Origin of the sequence: Lederbergia wuyishanensis (assembly GCF_022900255.1) — a bacterium.
In the GTDB taxonomy this organism is placed as follows: domain Bacteria; phylum Bacillota; class Bacilli; order Bacillales; family Bacillaceae_C; genus Lederbergia; species Lederbergia wuyishanensis.
The window spans coordinates 34,328-53,485 of the sequence record NZ_JALIRM010000015.1 but is presented as its reverse complement, the minus strand read 5'-3'; the positions used below and the strand labels follow the sequence as shown (position 1 = coordinate 53,485).

The window sequence follows — 19,158 nt, the reverse complement described above, 5'->3', positions numbered from 1 at the left end:
CTCCCTATTTTTCACGTGCAAGCTCATAGATGGCTTGTGCATAAATTGCTGTTGCTTTTACTAAATCATCTAATTCCATGTATTCATCTTTTTGATGGGCAACATCTGGTCGTCCAGGGAACAAAGCCCCAAAAGCAACACCAGATTTTAATGATCTTGCATATGTCCCGCCGCCAATTGCCATCAAAGATGCCGGTTTATGTGTTTGCATTTCATACACATTTTTTAGTACTTGTATTAGCTCACTGTCTTCAGATACATGATGCGGTTCAGAATTTGAAAAATTAGCTACAGAAAACCCTTTTTCATTTACAGATTGAGTAAGAGTTTCTAAGCCTTCTTTCCAATTAAATGTAACAGGGTAACGCATCGTTAAGCCAAATTTACCTCCATCTTGCTCATTATATGACATGATGCCAACATTAATTGTAAGTTCACCGGACATTTCATCTTTGTATTGAACACCGAGATTCCTTCCGCGTGAATCCCCAAAAAAGAAAGCAATTGCAGATGAAATGAATGACTTTGCTCTTATATCTAGATCCACTGTAGATAAAAAACTAGCTAACAACAGACCAGCATTTCTTCCTTTATCCGGTTCACTGCCATGCGCAGAAACTCCTTCAAGTTCAATAATGGAATAACCACTTTCCACGTAATATTGGCCTTGCAACTCTTGACTGTTTAAGAAATCATTGAACATTTGCATGAGTTCAGTATGATTCTCTCTCACATCTAGAACTGCTTTTGCTTTATCAGGGACCATATTATAACGTAACCCTGATACAAATGATAAAAGTGTAATAGTAGAAGTGTGATTATTCGATTCTTGCGTGTTCTGAACTAGTTCAAAATCAGCGATTCCTTTTTCCGCATTAATGATTGGAAAATCAGCATCAGGAGCAAACCCCATATGAGGCATTTCTTCATGCTTAAAATAATGATCTACACAGCGCCATTTACTTTCTTCGTCGGTTCCGATAATTAAACGGACTCGTTTTTCAAGAGGCAATTCCAATTCTTTAATAATTTTCATCGCATAATAAGCGGCCATTGTAGGTCCCTTATCATCAATAGCACCTCTAGCATAAATTTTCCCATCTTGTATGACACCTTCAAATGGATCGACCGACCATCCATCTCCAGCGGGCACTACATCAACATGACCTAATACTCCGATTAAGCGGTCTCCGGTACCCATTTCTAAGTGGCCTGCTACATTTCCGCTGTTTTTTGAAACAAAACCGTCTTTTTCCCCTAACTCAAGCATGTAATCCAATGCTTTTCTTACATTTTCACCAAGAGGGGCTTCTTCAGAAGCATTTGCTTCATCCAATACACTTTCAATTTTTAATAGTCCCTGCAAATCAGTAATTAATTCTTCTTTTCTTTTCTCAACTTCTTTTATCCAATTGATTGAACCCATGATCATACTCCTTTTCAAAGGCCCTTTTTTATTGCCTTATCTAACATCACTCTGTTTTATATTGTACTCCTTTTAGACAATCAGAAAAAGAAAAAATGATTACGAATCCAAATGTTTAACATAAATGAACAGCCTACAAGGATGATGAATGGAATAAGTAGTATAGTTGAAACCACTTTTTTCCCTTCATAATAGGCTTCTTGTGTAGCAAATTTTTTTGTAAAAGAATGGCTTCCGATTACTTTGTGCCAAACAGAACCGAGCCAAATGAGAAGGAATATAGTTCCTAATACGGCCATCGTGATTTTTAACCATAAAGGCGGAAGGATTACCATTGCCGCAGATGTCACACCCATTATTTGAAAATATCCGATAATATATTCTATATTTCTAGTCGTTGCTTTAATAAACAGCTCAATAAATCCGTTTTTCGGTGTACGATTTCTAAAGATTCGATTGGACTTTGAATACAGGCGCGGATTTCTCCGTACAGGAACAGGTTTCGGCATCTTTTCCATATCCATTGAAATTCCGAAAATGACTTCCAAATATTTACTTCTTTCTAGTTCATCTATCGCTAAATCTTTGTCAAAAGTATGTACTGAGCGGAAACGTGATTGCACTAGTATATAAGATACGACTGAATTAATAATGATTATTATAAAGATTATTAGTATATTATCGTTTATGAATGCTTTATAACACCAAATCCAAATAATTGCCGCTCCAAAAAATAGTGGAACACCGCGTAAGAGACTTCTCCATCCTCGTAATTCTACATCTAACTTTCCTTTTACTGCCATAATCATCCATTTTAATGAAACCCATAATCCAGCAAATAGAATAAGCTGTCCCAATCGCAAATCAAAATACTTAAACCACAATGGAGCAATAAGTATACAGATTGTCACAGCAGATAACCATTGAAAAATATAGGAATAAATAATGCCTCCTCGCTTCATACCGAGGAAAAGCTTTTCCTTTTTTCTTAAAAATATTCGGTCAGCTTCGCGAACATATGTTAAAAAATGTTCCCCCCATAAAAACAAGAAAAAAAGTAGAAATATACCTTGGAAAGGCAGATACGTCATCCAATCGGGAATTTGAACCCACCACGATCGATATACAGAAAGTGAAATGACAACTGCGGGAATCACTAGATATACGAGCACAGTCCAGTCTACAACTCTTTTAATAACAGCAAATTGCTGTTTCCAATTTTGTTTGATTCTTTTAAATAGAAGCTGCGTGCTATTCATTGACCTCATCCTCAATCGAAATGCATGAATAGAGACTTCCATCCTCGGCTCCACATGCTTCTAATACTTCGCCTAAAGACCCTGACGCCTTCATTGTTCCATTTTCTATAATAATAAAAGAATCACAGATTCGTTGTGCAGTATCTAATATATGTGTGCACATAAGAATACCGGTCCCTTTCTCACGTTCTTCCTCAAGCATATTTAATAATAGTTTCGTAGACCCTGGATCGAGACCCATAAATGGCTCATCAATAATTAATAAATCAGGCTTTGTAAATAATGCAAGAGCAATCATTCCTTTTTGCTGCATTCCTTTTGAAAAAGTAGCCGGAAATTCATGTATCCGATCGATTAAACGAAATTTCTTTAAAATTTCTTTTGCATAGGAAAGAGAAGATTCACCAAGTTCTTCCACAGCAGTTATAAATTCAAAATGCTCCCATAGCGTTAATTCCGGATAAAAAATCGGTCTTTCAGGTATGTATGAGTAGTTGCTGCCTTTTTCTCTTTTAACCTCCCCATTTAAAAAAGGGAGTTCACCAAGAAAAGCTTTTATTGTCGAACTTTTCCCCGCTCCGTTTGATCCAATCATCCCGACTAATTCTGACTTCATTATTGAAAAATGTATATTCCTGATCGTTTCAATATTTGCTTTATAGCCTGCTTGCTGAATATTAACTTCTAACAACGACATTGAGTTCACACCTTACATTTTGATCACTTTTTTATACGAATGATACTATATGTAAGTTTCGAAATGCGAAAATTTCCACTACAAAAGAAAAAACCTTTAAATTTTCACATTAATGAGTTAAAATAGAACTGTCTGATTAGTTACTTTATAAGTAGTCCCCCTTGACATGTGAAAAAGTCAAAAAAAAAAATAAGGAGTTGTCTATACGGAAAAAGATAATAGCCCGTTCTGTCCGGGACATTAAGCCGACCGTACCATCTGCCAAGGAATTTAAGATGAGGGAGTGGTTTTTTGAAACCTTCGACGAACAGAATGCTTACCCGAATCAAAGCCATTTATTTATACATTAAAGAAAATGGCACCGTAACGACAAGTGAGCTTGCGGAAGAATTTGGGAGCACTCCTCGCACCATTCAAAGGGATTTGAATGTGTTAGAATACAATGACCTGATCAGCAGCCCACATCGGGGAAAATGGACGACAACAAAGAAAAAAGTAAAAATCACCTCATAGAACAAAATAATAACCGTTGTAGAGTTGTTTATTGATACGATTAACTAAAAAAGCCATCTAAAATAATGTATGTCCTCTTTAGCAGGAGAAACATTATAAGATGGCTTTTTAATTGATATTGGTATGGTTTATCAGAATATAAGACAAGGTCTTAGATTTTTCGGGAATTGTCTATTTTGATCTCCTTTATAGACAAACCCTCGTAATCTTTCAAGAACTTGTCCTTCATAAGTTTTTCAACGAAAAAGTCCTTATATCTGATTCCTGACTTTTAATTTATTTTATATACTAAGTAGCTTTAATATCTTTAGTGAAAAACACATTACGATGAAACGTCCAATGTTTTTGAAATTTTTTCCAACATGATAATAAAATCAATACCAATCTACTCTTCTTCGGGAACAAAGTTTTTCAATTGCTGTACTTCTACTTCTGTAAGCTCCCTATACTTACCATTCTCCAACGTGTTATCCAGTTCTATTGGCCCCATCGAAATCCGTTTTAAGTATACTACTTTTTTTCCAATCGCCTCAAACATTCTTTTAACTTGATGAAATTTTCCTTCTGTAATAGTAAGTTCAATGTCTGAATACGAACCTGCCTTAATTATCTTTAACTTACCTGGTTTTGTCTCATATCCATCATCAAGGGTGACACCATTTGCAAAAGCTTCAACATCTTCTTCTGTAACTGGGCTATTAATAACGGCAAAATATGTTTTTGGAACATTTTTTTTCGGGGATAGCAATTGGTGTGCAAGCTTTCCATCGTTGGTTAAAATCAATAATCCTTCAGTATCTTTATCTAGTCTCCCCACCGGAAATGGATTAAATATTACTTCTTCATCATTCAATAAATCAATCACTGTTTTATCTCTCTCGTCTTCTGTCGCAGAAATGACTCCGGCAGGCTTATTCATCATGAGATAAATGAACTCACGATAGTAAACCTGTTCCCCAAATAGAAAAACAGTATCGACATTCGGATTTACATGAAATTTCGCATCTTTAACAATGTCTCCATTCACTGTAACATTTCCATTTTTTAAAATTTTTTTTACTTCTTTTCTACTCCCATATCCTATATTAGAAAGTAATTTATCGATTCGCAAAATAGGTCCCCCTTTTATTTCTATAATTATAAAACTCTTTTCTAGGCTGTGGCCCAAACATAATCTATTCAGAAACATAGGCTAATGATGCAGGAGAACAATGAATGGAGTGGTAACTAACATGAAATTCCGACAACAAATGCAACCCCAGTTTCATGGAGAAATGCTTCCTCAACAATTCCCTGGCTCAACTGGGAGTGCAGGATTAACTCAAAGAATGAGCCAAATAGAAAGAAGAATGCAACGACTAGAGCGCGAACATGAACGTTTAAGTTCAAGATTACAAAAACTAGAAGGCATGGGTAGTGGAATGTCTGGATTTCCAGGGCAAACGGGTGGTTTCCCAGGGCAAACTGGGTTTCCGGGACAAACAGGATTTCCAGGACAAACGGGATTTCCTGGACAAATGATGTCCCCCGAAATGGGATTCCCAGGGCAAATGGGATTTCCGGGTCGTCCAGGCTTCGACCAATACTATTGATGTAAATGAAGAACTGACTGAAATGGAAAAATTCCAAACGGTCAGTTCTTTTTTTAAATACTATTAATTCTTAATTTACGCTTTAACTTTTTTAATCTTTCGCCAAAAAGTCGATCCGCTAATCCTGTTTTTAGTCCCAAATAAGCATAAATTACGCCACCAATTGAAGCGCAGATAATGATAATCAATATAGATTCAAATCTAGATTCAGGAGTTAAAAAGTATAACAGTCCTTTATATGCAAAATAAACAGGCACAATCATCATGACATTGAAAATAATAATCAAAAGGGATCGCCTAAAAATTAACTTAAAGGGATAACGTGCAAAACTTCTAATAACAAAAAGATTAATGATGATGGAAACAGTATACCCCAAAGATGTGGCATATATGGCTCCCTCTGTTCCAAAGGCTTTAATGAAAGGAATATTAAAAGTTAATTTTAAAAGTAATCCTGTTAATAAGCTTAAAATTGTAAAACGCTGTTCGTTGATCCCCTGTAGTATAGCTGCCGTTACAGAGTAAAGGGCAAAAAGGATTGCAACTGGGGCGTATGCACGAAGGATTTCTCCTCCAAAAGGATTATACCTGAAAAAGGCCGAATAGATCGGATCTGCTAGTAGAGACAACCCTAAAGCAGCCGGTAAAGTAATAAACATCAAAACTTGTATTGTCTGATCGAGCTGACGGAACATGATTTTTCGCTCATTGTTTACGAATGCCTCTGTAATAAGAGGAACGAGTGTCAACGCAAAGGCTGTTGCTAAAGAAACCGGAATAATAACTAGCTTATGAGTTGTTCCATTTAAGGTACCTAAAGCATCAAAACTTTCTTTAGCTTTACCTGCTTGTTCCATGGCACTCATAAAGGTAGCCTGATCAATAAATTGGTAGAGAGGATTAGCAATTCCTACTAAAACAAAAGGAAAGGCGTAAACGATAATTTCTTTATACATATCCTTTAAAGAAATATGTAATGTTCCTTTGTCATGTTTTAATAGTTCATCAAGTCCAGGTTTTCTTTTTTTCCAATATACTAAGAGGACGACTAAGCTGGCAATTCCTCCAATTAGTGCTGCAAAGGTGGCAATACTAATAGCAGTGACAATACTTCCTTTTAAAATAAATAAAACAACGAAACTTCCTGCTAATAAAAATATGATACGTGCAATTTGTTCTACTACTGTAGACACTGCTGAAGGGCCCATTGATTGATGTCCTTGGAAAAACCCACGGATTAAACTCATTAATGGGATTACCAGTAAGGCAAAGCTAACAGCCTTAATCACTTGGGAGACGTCGGAAACTGTATATGTTGTTTTCGCTCCCCTTAAAACGATTTCTGCCAACGGTGTAGCTGAGGCATACATAATCAGGAATGATATTATTCCTGTCGCACTCATAACTAAAAGACCTGATTTAAATAATTTTCGTCCGACAGCATATTCTTCCATTGCATTATATTTTGCAATATACTTCGAAACAGCTAGAGGCACCCCTGCTGTAGCAATACTGATAAAAATGGTATAAGGCACATACCCTAAATTATATAAAGCATATGGCCCTTCTCCGCCAATTATGGCATAGAAAGGGATTACGTATATTAATCCCAATACTTTCGATAAAATTGTACCTAACGTTAATATAAAAGTTCCTCGAATTAATTTAGAAGACATACATTCTCTTACTCTCCGTCATTTATTTTATGTGAAAAATCATAAGTATATATTACTAGAAGATTTTAATATACTTTCGATCTTAGAATTTTATTACCGATTTGCACGACTTACTACTGAAAACAAATCTTATTATCAATTATAATAGGATAACTACTAGTAAAGGACCTTTTCCTATCGATTGTTTGCAGAAAACTCTATTGTTAGTTTACAGTTATTGACGTCATTTGACAATGAACGGTATATGAACTGTTTGCTTTTCCTCACTACAAATTTTAAAATTGAAACAGCAAATAACAAGGTGTTGATTGAATTATGTATGATGTCATTGTAATTGGAGGGGGACCTTCAGGACTGATGGCTGCCATCGGTGCAGCTGAAAATAATGCTAAAGTACTTCTCATTGATAAGGGAAATAAATTAGGACGCAAACTGGCAATTTCAGGAGGTGGGCGTTGCAATGTTACAAACCGACTTCCTATTGAAGAAATTATTCACCATATCCCAGGAAACGGCCGATTTCTTTATGGGGCATTTTCCGTTTTTAATAACGAGGATATTATCCGTTTTTTTGAAAATCTAGGTATAGAATTAAAGGAAGAAGATCATGGTAGGATGTTCCCTGTTTCTAATAAGGCACAATCTGTTGTTGACGCGCTTTTAACCCAGCTTGACCTTCTAGGGGTTGCAATAAAGGTGAATAGTCCAGTACAAGAGATTTTATTTAGCGATCATCACATTGCTGGAATTTTGTTAGAATCCGGTGAAAAAATTGCTTGTAAATCTGTTGTAGTTGCTACAGGAGGAAAGTCAGTGCCTCAAACGGGTTCAACAGGAGATGGTTTCCCTTGGGCAATCGCAGCTGGTCATACGATATCAGAGCTATTCCCTACAGAAGTTCCTATCACTTCATCAGAAGATTTTATAAGAGAAAAAACATTGCAGGGTTTATCATTGCGAGATGTAGCGTTAAGTGTTCTAAACCCTAAAGGAAAGCCAATTATTACACATCAAATGGATATGATCTTCACTCACTTTGGCATTTCCGGTCCAGCTGTTCTTAGGTGCAGCCAATTCGTCGTGAAGGCACAAAAAAAGTGGAAACTCAATGAAGTTATAATGTCTTTGGACGCTCTTCCCAATCGTAAACAAGAAGATTTACATAATGATCTTTTAAAAATAATGAAAGAAGAGTCAAAGAAAGCAGTAAAGAATGCATTTAAAGGGATTTTACCTGAACGTTATTTATTGTTTTTATTGGAGCGATGCGGAATTGATTCTGGCGCAATATGTGCTTCAATTTCAGGTGAAAAATTGCGTACATTCGTAGAAATGTGTAAACAATTCCGGTTTAAAGTGAACGGCACGTTACCGCTTGAAAAAGCATTCGTTACTGGTGGAGGCGTATCAGTCAAAGAAATTGAACCTAAAACAATGGCATCGAAGTTGATGCCTGGCCTATATTTTTGTGGAGAAGTTCTCGATATATATGGCTACACAGGTGGTTATAATATTACATCTGCTTTAGTTACGGGGAGATTGGCTGGTATAAATGCTGCACAAAGTATTTAAAAATGAAAGAAGCTGTCAACTTGAAACAGCTTCTTTCATTATTTAACATATAAAACCATTGCACTAAAACAATACACCTGCTCTGAGCCAGCTTCTCCAATAGCTGCAACATTATATTTGATGTCGATAATATCTCTTTCCTCTAACTCGCTCAAAAAATCGTTCATTTCGTCTTCAAGATCTCGCTCATGTTCACAATCGAATAATTTCACTTGAACCATTTCTCTCACCTTTTCGGAGTTTTAAATATATTATGTCCGAAAAACTTATTTTTATACAATTCAGAATTTATTCTAAATGACGATTAAAAAATCTTCGTAAACCTTCTCCTAATATATTGAAAGTAAAGATAATATAAGCTAATGCAAGTGCCGGGAAGAAAGGAATCCAAAATGCAGTAACAACATCCTTTCTTGCCTCTTTCATCATCGTTCCCCATTCAAGACTTGTATTCACAATTTCGCTTACTCCATAACCTACCTGTACAAAATCTACTTTCATAAAAATTCCAAATATCGCCAACTGCCCCATTAATAAAGCAACCCTACCAACGTCTAAACAGAAATTGGTTGCGACATCTGGTGCTAAATTAGTTAAATAATAATTTTTAAGGAGATTTATTGGTTTCATACCTATCGTTATTCCCGCGTCCATATAAGGCTTTTTCGATATTAAATGTGCTTGTTGCTGAATAATATAGCTGACTCTTCCAACTTCTATAAGAGCAAGTGCAAAGATGGCCCAATACATTCGATGCTGTGCATAAACCAAAAAAGGCATATTTAACACAATAATTGCTATAAAAATCGTAGGAAGACTGGAGAAAAGTTTATGCCATCCATAAATAATTTTAGACATGATTCCTCTGTTTTTGTACCCCGATAATCCGAGAGGGATTGCGATCAGGTAACGCAAAATCGTTATTCCAAAAATGAGAATGATGGTTTCTTTAGCCCCCATTACAATTAAGCTAAATAAATCCCTTCCATCTCGATCAGAGCCAAACCACTGGCGTTCAGAAGGTTTAAAAGGAGCTTTTTGAAATTTTCCGTTTTCAGGAAAATAAAGCCGCTCACCTTCTAATTTAGTATCTACTATTGGTAGTTTAGGGCCTATGTACATAACAAATAACAAAAACGACAGTAATATACAACCAATTAATAAATATTTGTTTTTTAGCATCAATCTCTCTCCAATTCTAGTTTTATACTTTTTCTTATAATAAAACCAACGAGTTGAGAGAGCATGACAAGCACAATGAAGCAAAAACCGGTCCCAATTATAATCCCAGGTTCATAAATTGGCCAGCCTCCTCCAATTGATTGTGCGACTCCGATTGCTGTGAATACACGATAAGCAATGCCTTGATATCCTACTAAATATTCGGTAATAAGAAGACTTGAAAGGATAAAAAGCATTAAAGGCGTAATATGCGTTAAAATTGTTTGCATGCTATTACGCATAATATGTTTATATAAAACTTTCTTATTAGTAAATCCTTTAGACTTCGCAACTTGGATATATAATTCACCTTCTTCTGCAGCAATTGCAGCAAATGTGATGCGTGCAATATACATCATCGGATATAAGGAAACAAGAAATCCAATTGCCAAAAAATTATACCAAACAGAATTATTAAAAATACGCAACGATGGAACCATGAAAATAGTCAGCCAATGAACACAGAGAATAATGAAAAAGTCCGGAATTGACTGAAAGAACCAAGTACTTCCATTTCCAAATATTTTAAGCTTTGTATCTTTGATCCTATAATCAAAAATACCTTTTAAAATTCCAAAAACAATACTTAAAACAAAAGCAACCGCAATAACTTTTAAACTCTTAGGTAAATAACGCTTGATCTCTTCCTCTGCTGTAAGTTCATACCTCGTCATCCCCAATGAATGCTCGTCTTTTACTAAATGATAAAAATGTAGCAAACTGCTTTTGTACTGTTCCCAATGAAATTCATATTTTAGAATTGGCTCCAACGCAATACCATCATATTCATAAACAGGCTCTCGTGGAAATAACACAATTAGGATTAATAATACGGTTACTACTATGTACAGAGATAAAGATTTTAGCGCGTTTAATAAAATTGTAATTCTAAAGTCCCCCCTTTAATAAATATATTTTTCATTATAATGGTAATTTAGAAATAATTAAAGTCTGTCTAAAAACACATAAAATTTACTATAAGAAAATTACTAGTTTAGTATAAGGGACTATATTTTTGACCCTAAATCAGAACCCATGACTAAAATACAATAAGTAAACTTTTAAGCTTTTAGATTTTCTTGTCGAGGGTATCGGGGCCTTTGATAGTTGTTTATCCAAAGTCAATTACAATAAAGGTGTAAGTAGTTTTAATTTTCACTGCCCTACAATATTGGAATATAGACAAAAAGAAAAACCCCCGTTTTTCATTCGGAGGTTTAGAGTTAGCAAATCATCTATTTTTCATTAAATAATTATTTCTTGGGTTCAAGCGGTCCTTCCCATTCCAGCATTCCGCCTACCATGTTACTAACATTATATCCTTGGTCAAAGAGATACTCACACACTCTACCGCTCCGTCCACCAGATCTGCAAATAATTATATACTCTGAATTTAGATCTAGTTTATCGAGGTTTTCTGGGATATTACCCATTCTAATATGGACCGCCTCAGGAATCATACCTTCTGCAACTTCGTCATCTTCTCTCACATCAATGAGATTTAAGGTTTTCCCTTCCTCTAACTGCTTTTGTACTTCTTCTGGAGTTATAGTTTTAATATGTTCCATTCGTTTCACCTCTCTCCTACCAATATGAAATGATGTTAATTAGCAACGATATTTACTAATTTACCAGGAACCGCGATGATTTTTCGAATTGTTTTTCCTTCGATCATTTCCTTGATTTTCTCATCGTTCAACGCGAATTCTTCCAGTTCTTCACGCGTAGCTTTACGAGAAATCAATAGTTTTGAACGAACCTTTCCATTCAACTGAACAACAATCTCCACTTCATCATCAACTAATTTTGACTCATCATATTTTGGCCATGGCTCATAAGCAAGTGTGTTTGTATGTCCTAACTTTTCCCATAATTCCTCTGAAATATGAGGAGCAATTGGAGAAAGCAACTTTACAAATCCTTCAATATACTCTTTTGGAAGCACTTCAGCCTTATAACCTTCATTGATAAACACCATCAACTGGGAAATAGCTGTATTAAAATGCAAAGCCTCATAATCGACCGTTACTTTTTTAACAGTCTGATGGTACACTTTTTCAAGAACTGAGCCAGAGCCATCCTGTATTTTTTCACTAAGATTTCCATTTTCATCTACAAATAATCTCCATACACGATCAAGGAAACGACGAGAACCATCAAGACCGGTTGTAGACCAAGCAATAGAAGCATCAAGAGGTCCCATAAACATTTCATATAAGCGCAAAGTATCGGCACCGTGGCTTTCTACGATATCATCTGGGTTTACAACATTCCCTTTTGATTTGCTCATTTTTTCATTTCCTTCACCAAGAATCATACCTTGGTTAAATAACTTTTGAAAAGGCTCTTTGGTAGGAACTACACCGATATCATACAAGAATTTATGCCAGAATCGCGCATAAAGCAAGTGAAGGACCGCATGCTCTGCACCACCTATATATATATCAATTGGAAGCCATTTTTTCAAAAGCTCCTCATCGGCAAGTGCCTGATCATTTTGAGGATCGATATAACGCAAATAATACCAGCAGCTACCTGCCCATTGTGGCATTGTATTTGTTTCACGGCGTCCTTTTTTACCTGTTTCAGGGTCTTCAACGTAAAGCCATAGTTCAATATTTGCTAACGGAGACTCTCCTGTACCAGATGGTTTAATTTGATCAGTTTCAGGTAGAATGACAGGAAGCTGATTTTCAGGAACTGTCGTCATGGTACCATCTTCCCAATGGATAATTGGAATAGGTTCTCCCCAATAACGTTGACGGCTGAATAGCCAATCTCTTAGTCGGTAAGTGACTTTTTTCGTTCCTTTGCCCTCTTTTTCAAGCCATTCAATCATTACAGAGATTGCTTCTTCCTTGTTCATTCCATCAAGGAACTCAGAATTCACATGTGCCCCATCGCCAGTATAGGCTTCTTTTTCAATATTTCCTCCTGCAACAACTTCAATAATGTCTAAACCAAATTTCTTCGCAAACTCATAATCACGGTCATCATGCCCTGGAACAGCCATAATTGCACCAGTACCATAAGACATCAATACATAATCGGCAATCCAAATCGGAATTTTTTTACCATTCACAGGATTTACAGCATAAGCCCCTGTAAAAACACCTGTTTTATCTTTTGCAAGATCTGTTCTTTCAAGATCACTTTTTGATTTGATTTGATCGATGTACCCTTGAACCGCAGATTTCTGCTCGGCAGTTGTAATTTTATCGACAAAAGGATGTTCAGGTGCAAGTACAGCATAAGTCGCACCGAAAAGCGTATCTGGCCGAGTCGTAAATACAGTGAACGTTTCATCAAATCCGTCAATGCCAAAAATAACTTCAGCACCTTCCGAACGACCAATCCAGTTTCTTTGCATATCTTTAATACTTTCTGGCCAATCCAGCTCTTCTAAATCCTCAAGTAGGCGATCAGCATATTTAGTAATTCTTAATATCCATTGTTTCATAGGGCGACGCTCTACAGGATGCCCCCCACGCTCACTTTTTCCATCAATAACTTCTTCATTTGCAAGGACTGTTCCTAGAGCAGGACACCAGTTCACAGCTACTTCATCAACATAAGCAAGACCTTTTTCAAACAGCTTTGTAAAAATCCATTGTGTCCATTTATAATAATTTGGATCAGTCGTGTTGATTTCACGATCCCAATCATACGAAAACCCAAGTTCTTTAATTTGTCTTTTAAATGTATCAATATTGTGCTGTGTAAAATCAGCAGGATTATTTCCAGTATCTAGAGCGTATTGCTCAGCTGGAAGCCCGAAAGCATCCCAACCCATCGGATGAAGAACATTATACCCTTGCATTCTCTTCATTCTTGAAAGAATATCGGTCGCCGTATATCCTTCCGGGTGTCCAACATGCAAGCCCGCTCCAGATGGGTACGGAAACATATCAAGCGCATAAAACTTTTCTCCTTCACCATATGCATCGGTTTTAAACGTTTTATGCTCAGCCCAAAATTTTTGCCATTTTTGTTCTATTTCTTTGTGGTTAAAACTCATGTTACTGCCTCCTTATTTTAGAAAAGCACAAGCGCCTTTCTTATTACATACTTGCCTCTGGACACGTTACACAGTCAACGTTGCCATTCGAAGTGACGATAGGCGCTGGTGCTAGACATTTCCATAAAAAAAAACAAAAAACCCCTCATCCCAGAAAATAACTTTTCTTGGGACGAGAGGTTGATTCTCCCGCGGTACCACCCACATTAGTGTATATTTACACTCACTTCATTCATCCTTAACGCGGAAAACGGCATGGATTACTTAGATATTTCATTCTGAATATCCGTTTACACATGCAACTCTAAAGGTGAGTTCGTGATTGCTCCCGATTGGCTTGCACCTTCCGCCAACTCTCTGAACGGGGCTTTAATCATTACTGGTCCTTCGTTAACGTTTCAATTATGTTATTCATGATATTACCAATTGTAATCAATTTTATACTTACTTTCAACAAAAAATCAACAGTTCATACAATTAGATAGCTGCTTTACTACTTTTTTTCATCATTTTTAATGGCCTGTCATGAAAATAAGTAAAAATAAGAGCAGCGATAAGTAACAAAATCATACAATAAAACAACATATGCATTCCATATAAGTCAGCTAGAACTCCCCCAAGTACTGGACCGATCATTCTCCCAGCAGTAGCTGTACTACTAACAATTCCCTGATAAAATCCTTCACGGCCTGAAGGTGCGAGTTGATTAACGATTGTAGGTACAACCGGCCATACTAGCATTTCTCCAGCGGTTAAGATTATCATTGCTATAATAAATCCCTTAAATCCGTTAGATGACCCTGCCAGACTAAAGGCAACAACAAATATACTAATACCTACAAATAGCTGTCCCTTTAAGCGGTCATTGTATTTACGAAGTAACCATTGTAAAAGTGGCTGACCTGCTACAACCAATATTCCATTTATAGTCCAGAGAACGCTATATTGCTTTAATGAGATGTTAATCTCTTGGGTATATGCTGAAAGGGTCGTATACCATTGAACATAAGCTGCCCAACAAAGGAAAAACATAGAACATAACATGGTTAGCATATAGAGCTTTTTGATACCAATTCTTTTTTTCTCTCGAATTTCATCATTGTTTTTTAGTTGTTTTGACACAGTAATATTTTTATAACCTAATAGAGCAATTAAAAAAAAGACAATATACATAGTCATATTAGCTAGAAACACATAGTCGAAGGAATATGAAGCAACGAGACCTCCAAGAGCAGAGCCTAGAGCTACTCCTGCATTATGCGCTACATAAATTGCATTAAAAGGCTTCCTTCCACCTTCTTTCCATGCGGATCCAACTAACGCATATATGGATGGAAAAACTATTCCACTACCAAATCCTGAAACTCCTAAACAAATTGCATAATTTGGCCATGTAGGTGATATCACTAAACCTAAAATAGCAGTAATAGAGATAAAAGTTCCAATTAAAATTGAACGATATCCCCCCAATTTATCATATAATAATCCACCTAAAAAACTACCGATTACATTAGTACCTGAATTAAGCATTAATACTAAGCCGGCAACTGACAAAGATTTCCCTAGATTTTCGCTCATATAAATTGAGTTCAAAGGCCATAAAAAAGAAGACCCTGTCATCAATATGAATTGCCCTATTACTAATAACCACACTAGTCTAGGCATAAATTTCAGATCCCTTCCCCATTACTAACGCATACAAATTTTTCTTTGCCCATAAAAAATAGACATCTCCATTTTTTTGTAGTCTTTTTAAAAGGGGAGATGCCTTTTGTCACTTATTTATGTTTTTATTTATATTTTGTTATTTTTCTATACTAATAGTTTTTTTATATAATCGATTGTAAAATCTAGTCCTTTTTCTCCAAGTTCCCCTTCCCAATTATGAGAGTGTGGTTCAATGCTAAGCCCTGACTTATATTGCACTGCATAAAGGATAGCCATAAACGAATGCCAATCGGTTTGATCTAGCCCTGCGGGAGGATCGTCAAATCTCTTACCATTTACTATTAAGGAACCTTTAATATGAACATGATTGAACCTATTTCCCCAATCCCGTATTTCTTTTAAGTAATCACAACTTGCATATCGTGAATGGGATGGATCATATTTGATCCCTAAATCAGACAGATATCCATGAATGACTGTCCAAGCCATATCATCACAGATAAAATTGTTCCATCGACAATTGTAGGTGGAAATTTTAACTCCTTTTTCATTTCCATATTCAATAAGTTTTGATAAAAACTCTATGGCGATACGACAATTTTCATAATAAGAAAGTTCCTTTACAAAATTACAACCACAAACGAAGTTTTCACAGCCTAAAAAACTTGCAGCATCTATTAATTGAAAGGATTTTTGTAACTCTTTTTCAATAATTTCTCCATTTGCATCGATCTTATCAGTTCCCCATCGCCCAATGGATTGGATTCCTATATCGTAAGTTTTACTCCATTTAGAAATAAGCGGTATGTTCTCAAGAAATTGATCAATATCATCATTTATGTTGATACAAAATTCCAAAAATGATAATCCCTTGTCCTTAGCTTTTATAAAACTTTCTTCAACTGGAGACCCTATTAACCCTAATTTCATTAATTATCCCACCCCTATAATTATTAAAAATCATTTTTATATCTTCCATTTCTATATTCTTGAGGTGTCATTCCAAAAAAATCTTTAAAAACTTTAATAAAATAAGATGTATTTTGATATCCCACAGACTTTCCAATTTCATTTATTTTTCTATTACTATTTATCAGGTATTTTGAAGCCTGCTTCATCCGATATTTATAAATAAAATCACTCAGACCTTCCCCCGTCTCTATCTTATATATTTTTGAAAGATAAACTGGGTGTAAATAAACATGTTCCGCAATTTTTTGTAATGATACATCTTTATCAAGGTTTTCTTCAATAAAAATATGAACTTGTTTTACAATTGGGAACCGAACTCCCTTTTGCTCAGTTTCTACTATACCTATTATTTTTTCTAATGTAATAAATGCCCACTTCTTTATTTCATCTGAAGTGAAATATTTTGAATTTGTTATTTTTTGAATATCATCTTCTATGATATAGGATAAGTGTTTTCCATATTTATGAGCGATATAAATATAAGCACTCGATATTGAATAAAAAACTTCATATAAATATTCTTTAGACAAAAAACGTTCTTGCTTCACCTCAACAAAAATAGAATTAAGCTTCTCTTTCACTCGATCGAATAGGCCGCTATCCAACAATTGATTTATACTTGGAGCCTGATAGAGAGTTTGTAGGGAATACACTTTATTTTTCTGCGCTTTCATTTCATTTGGTTCTAAAATTTCTTCAATTTTCTTGGTTGAATTGCTTCTTAATTTGGCAACTACATCCTGATACAATTCAGTAATATTGTAAGGAAATATTCCTTGTTTGCTTAGAAAAACCGATACTCTGCAGCCTAAGTCCTTTTGTACATTGTCTTGAATTGCAATCATACTCTTTCTTATTAGTCTATTAATATTCTCTTCTTTATCATGTTTAACAACATAAATAATATCATCATAGTTATCTGAACATGACCAAAATTGAAAAACATCACTAAGTATTTGTTCTGCAATATTTTCAATTGAAAATTGTATAAGTGTGTTGCTTTCAAGAGTACAATTGTGAAATATTTCTTCGATATGTATATGTAAAATGTAAATTTGATCATCGCACTTAGTAGGTATCTCTAGTAATTCCAATTTTTCCATTAAGAGACTTTTAGAAATATTCATACCAGATAATAATTCCGCAAGTAGATTTCTTTTTAATAAAGCTGAATTATTTTTTATTATGGACATAACCCTCTTATTTGAGGCAACGCTATCCCACTCCTCGTCAAGATGTATTACTAATCGTCTTACTGTATCGATCAATTCTTCGTCTTTAACTGGTTTTAGTAGGTAGTCAGATGTACCAAATTTAATAGCCTGTTGAGCGTATGCAAAATCATCAAATCCGGAGAGTAGAACACATTTGATATGTTTAAAACGGTGCTTTATCTCTTCAATCAATTGAATTCCAGACATACCTGGCATTTTAATATCTGTAATGACAATATCAATAGAGTTTTCACTCAAAATATCTAGTGCCTCATAAGCGGAGTATGCTTTAAAAATATTTATTACTCCTATCTTATCCCAGGGAATAGTCAATGATAGAGTTTCAACAATAGATTGTTCATCATCAACTAAAAGCAGTTGATACATTTAAGGTCACCTCCATTGATATATAAGTTTTAACTTGAAAGAGTTATTAAGAATTATTCCTTTTCGGAACCAAGTACTATCCCTTTTACAAAATACCTTTGCAAAAACGGATAGATAATAAGCATTGGTAGCGCTCCAATAAATATTTGTGCGGATTTAACTGTCCGCTGAGATAAATTCCTTAACGTTTCTGCATCCACACTCATTTTTGAATAATCTTGTTGGACAATAATTGTTTGTAAAAAAGTGGATAAAGGATATTTTTTAGAATCCGTCATATAAATCATACCATCAAACCAGGAGTTCCAATGAAACACCATAGTAAATAGTGAGACGGTAGCAAGTGCAGGAATTGCAACAGGTAGATAAATACTGAATAATATTCTAAAATGTCCTGCACCATCCATATATGCAGCCTCTTCTAATGATTTAGGTACTGCAGTACGGAAAAAATTTAATAATAATATTAAATTAAATGCATTAACTGCCACCGGTAATATTAATGCCCAAATAGAATTCATCAGTCCTACTTTAGTTACTATTATATAAGATGGAACCAAACCTCCACTAAATAACATAGTAAAAACAAAAAACCATACATAATATTTTCGGCCTTTAAAATCATGATCTTCCTTTGATAAAGAGTAAGCAGCAAATGTCATTAAAGTCATCGATACAATCGTCCCTAAGAAAACCCTATAAATCCCTATCCCCAAAGCTCTTATAAAGTTTTCATTACCTATTGTCTTTTTATATGCATCTAATGTAAAGTCAACTGGAATTAAACCCACGATATTGGCAGTTGCCGCCGCACTTCCACTTAAAGATACAGCTAATACATGTATAAGAGGCAGGATACATAAAAACGTAATGATGGTAAGAAACAGGTAATTGAACATGCTGAAAATCTGATATGATTTGCTCTTGTATATCATCAACATCC

General features: G+C 35.2%; 17 protein-coding genes and 1 other annotated feature. Of the genes, 3 read left to right on the top strand and 14 right to left on the bottom strand.

Going from position 1 to position 19,158, the window contains the following annotated elements; translation table 11 throughout:
• Positions 1 to 4: 4 nt before the first annotated feature.
• The 3 genes from pepV to MT489_RS19030 all read right to left on the bottom strand — a co-directional run bounded on the left by pepV (position 5) and on the right by MT489_RS19030 (position 3,382).
• Positions 5 to 1,426: a dipeptidase PepV gene (gene pepV / locus MT489_RS19040; RefSeq protein ID WP_244683142.1), complete on the bottom strand. Its 1,422-nt coding sequence runs from the start codon at positions 1,424 to 1,426 to the stop codon at positions 5 to 7.
• A gap of 80 nt (positions 1,427 to 1,506) precedes the next feature.
• The gene (locus MT489_RS19035) at positions 1,507 to 2,685 is read right to left on the bottom strand and encodes an ABC transporter permease (RefSeq protein ID WP_244683141.1); all 1,179 of its coding nucleotides are present in this window, start codon (positions 2,683 to 2,685) and stop codon (positions 1,507 to 1,509) included.
• Positions 2,678 to 3,382 carry an ATP-binding cassette domain-containing protein gene (locus tag MT489_RS19030; RefSeq protein WP_244683140.1) on the bottom strand — a complete coding sequence of 235 codons (705 nt, stop codon included), beginning with the start codon at positions 3,380 to 3,382 and terminating at the stop codon, positions 2,678 to 2,680. Before MT489_RS19030 ends, MT489_RS19035 begins: the two co-directional genes overlap by 8 nt.
• 291 nt (positions 3,383 to 3,673) lie before the next feature.
• Here MT489_RS19030 and MT489_RS19025 point away from each other — a divergent pair, with 291 nt between their 5' ends.
• Positions 3,674 to 3,895, top strand: coding sequence for a DeoR family transcriptional regulator (locus MT489_RS19025; protein ID WP_244683139.1), 222 nt, complete (start codon positions 3,674 to 3,676; stop codon positions 3,893 to 3,895).
• Between the two features lie 385 nt (positions 3,896 to 4,280).
• On the opposite strand, the gene MT489_RS19020 is transcribed toward MT489_RS19025, so the two are convergent.
• Complete coding sequence (locus tag MT489_RS19020) at positions 4,281 to 5,006, bottom strand: pseudouridine synthase (RefSeq protein WP_244683138.1); 726 nt, start codon at positions 5,004 to 5,006, stop codon at positions 4,281 to 4,283.
• Positions 5,007 to 5,127: 121 nt separating this feature from the next.
• On the opposite strand from MT489_RS19020, the gene MT489_RS19015 reads away from it, so the two are divergent.
• Positions 5,128 to 5,487, top strand: a complete 360-nt coding sequence (locus MT489_RS19015; protein ID WP_244683137.1) for a bZIP transcription factor — start codon at positions 5,128 to 5,130, stop codon at positions 5,485 to 5,487.
• A 53-nt stretch (positions 5,488 to 5,540) separates the two neighbouring features.
• Here MT489_RS19015 and MT489_RS19010 read toward each other — a convergent pair whose 3' ends face one another.
• Positions 5,541 to 7,163: a putative polysaccharide biosynthesis protein gene (locus MT489_RS19010; protein ID WP_244683136.1), complete on the bottom strand. Its 1,623-nt coding sequence runs from the start codon at positions 7,161 to 7,163 to the stop codon at positions 5,541 to 5,543.
• A gap of 312 nt (positions 7,164 to 7,475) precedes the next feature.
• Between MT489_RS19010 and MT489_RS19005 the strand changes: the two genes are divergently transcribed.
• Positions 7,476 to 8,735, top strand: coding sequence for a BaiN/RdsA family NAD(P)/FAD-dependent oxidoreductase (locus MT489_RS19005; protein WP_244683237.1), 1,260 nt, complete (start codon positions 7,476 to 7,478; stop codon positions 8,733 to 8,735).
• 38 nt (positions 8,736 to 8,773) lie between these two features.
• Here MT489_RS19005 and MT489_RS19000 read toward each other — a convergent pair whose 3' ends face one another.
• The 9 genes from MT489_RS19000 to MT489_RS18960 all read right to left on the bottom strand — a co-directional run bounded on the left by MT489_RS19000 (position 8,774) and on the right by MT489_RS18960 (position 19,150).
• The gene (locus tag MT489_RS19000; RefSeq protein ID WP_244683135.1) at positions 8,774 to 8,956 is read right to left on the bottom strand and encodes a sporulation protein Cse60; all 183 of its coding nucleotides are present in this window, start codon (positions 8,954 to 8,956) and stop codon (positions 8,774 to 8,776) included.
• A gap of 67 nt (positions 8,957 to 9,023) precedes the next feature.
• A complete protein-coding gene (locus tag MT489_RS18995; protein WP_244683134.1) occupies positions 9,024 to 9,917 on the bottom strand; it encodes an ABC transporter permease in 894 nt (297 codons plus the stop codon).
• Positions 9,917 to 10,726, bottom strand: coding sequence for an ABC transporter permease subunit (locus tag MT489_RS18990; RefSeq protein ID WP_244683133.1), 810 nt, complete (start codon positions 10,724 to 10,726; stop codon positions 9,917 to 9,919). The genes MT489_RS18995 and MT489_RS18990 overlap by 1 nt, the downstream gene beginning before the upstream one ends.
• Positions 10,727 to 11,209: 483 nt before the next feature.
• Entirely contained in the window at positions 11,210 to 11,524 is a 315-nt protein-coding gene (locus MT489_RS18985) for a rhodanese-like domain-containing protein (protein ID WP_244683132.1), read from the bottom strand.
• A gap of 35 nt (positions 11,525 to 11,559) precedes the next feature.
• Positions 11,560 to 13,974, bottom strand: a complete 2,415-nt coding sequence (gene leuS, locus MT489_RS18980; RefSeq protein WP_244683131.1) for a leucine--tRNA ligase — start codon at positions 13,972 to 13,974, stop codon at positions 11,560 to 11,562.
• 165 nt (positions 13,975 to 14,139) lie between these two features.
• Positions 14,140 to 14,377, bottom strand: a binding site (T-box leader).
• 74 nt (positions 14,378 to 14,451) lie between these two features.
• On the bottom strand, positions 14,452 to 15,639 hold the full coding sequence (locus MT489_RS18975) for an MDR family MFS transporter (protein WP_244683130.1): 1,188 nt from the start codon (positions 15,637 to 15,639) through the stop codon (positions 14,452 to 14,454).
• A gap of 147 nt (positions 15,640 to 15,786) precedes the next feature.
• On the bottom strand, positions 15,787 to 16,572 hold the full coding sequence (locus MT489_RS18970; RefSeq protein ID WP_244683129.1) for a sugar phosphate isomerase/epimerase family protein: 786 nt from the start codon (positions 16,570 to 16,572) through the stop codon (positions 15,787 to 15,789).
• A 23-nt stretch (positions 16,573 to 16,595) separates the two neighbouring features.
• Positions 16,596 to 18,215: a response regulator transcription factor gene (locus MT489_RS18965; protein ID WP_244683128.1), complete on the bottom strand. Its 1,620-nt coding sequence runs from the start codon at positions 18,213 to 18,215 to the stop codon at positions 16,596 to 16,598.
• Positions 18,216 to 18,268: 53 nt separating this feature from the next.
• Complete coding sequence (locus MT489_RS18960) at positions 18,269 to 19,150, bottom strand: carbohydrate ABC transporter permease (RefSeq protein WP_370876391.1); 882 nt, start codon at positions 19,148 to 19,150, stop codon at positions 18,269 to 18,271.
• Positions 19,151 to 19,158 lie beyond the last annotated feature (8 nt).

Bases quoted from the DNA above. Each gene is read 5' to 3' on its own strand.
- pepV (WP_244683142.1), bottom strand. From the start codon at position 1,426: ATGGGTTCAATCAATTGGATAAAAGAAGTTGAGAAAAGAAAAGAAGAA.
- MT489_RS19035 (WP_244683141.1), bottom strand. From the start codon at position 2,685: ATGAATAGCACGCAGCTTCTATTTAAAAGAATCAAACAAAATTGGAAA.
- MT489_RS19030 (WP_244683140.1), bottom strand. From the start codon at position 3,382: ATGTCGTTGTTAGAAGTTAATATTCAGCAAGCAGGCTATAAAGCAAAT.
- MT489_RS19015 (WP_244683137.1), top strand. From the start codon at position 5,128: ATGAAATTCCGACAACAAATGCAACCCCAGTTTCATGGAGAAATGCTT.
- MT489_RS19010 (WP_244683136.1), bottom strand. From the start codon at position 7,163: ATGTCTTCTAAATTAATTCGAGGAACTTTTATATTAACGTTAGGTACA.
- MT489_RS19000 (WP_244683135.1), bottom strand. From the start codon at position 8,956: ATGGTTCAAGTGAAATTATTCGATTGTGAACATGAGCGAGATCTTGAA.
- MT489_RS18995 (WP_244683134.1), bottom strand. From the start codon at position 9,917: ATGCTAAAAAACAAATATTTATTAATTGGTTGTATATTACTGTCGTTT.
- MT489_RS18985 (WP_244683132.1), bottom strand. From the start codon at position 11,524: ATGGAACATATTAAAACTATAACTCCAGAAGAAGTACAAAAGCAGTTA.
- leuS (WP_244683131.1), bottom strand. From the start codon at position 13,974: ATGAGTTTTAACCACAAAGAAATAGAACAAAAATGGCAAAAATTTTGG.
- MT489_RS18975 (WP_244683130.1), bottom strand. From the start codon at position 15,639: ATGCCTAGACTAGTGTGGTTATTAGTAATAGGGCAATTCATATTGATG.
- MT489_RS18970 (WP_244683129.1), bottom strand. From the start codon at position 16,572: ATGAAATTAGGGTTAATAGGGTCTCCAGTTGAAGAAAGTTTTATAAAA.
- MT489_RS18965 (WP_244683128.1), bottom strand. From the start codon at position 18,215: ATGTATCAACTGCTTTTAGTTGATGATGAACAATCTATTGTTGAAACT.
- MT489_RS18960 (WP_370876391.1), bottom strand. From the start codon at position 19,150: ATGATATACAAGAGCAAATCATATCAGATTTTCAGCATGTTCAATTAC.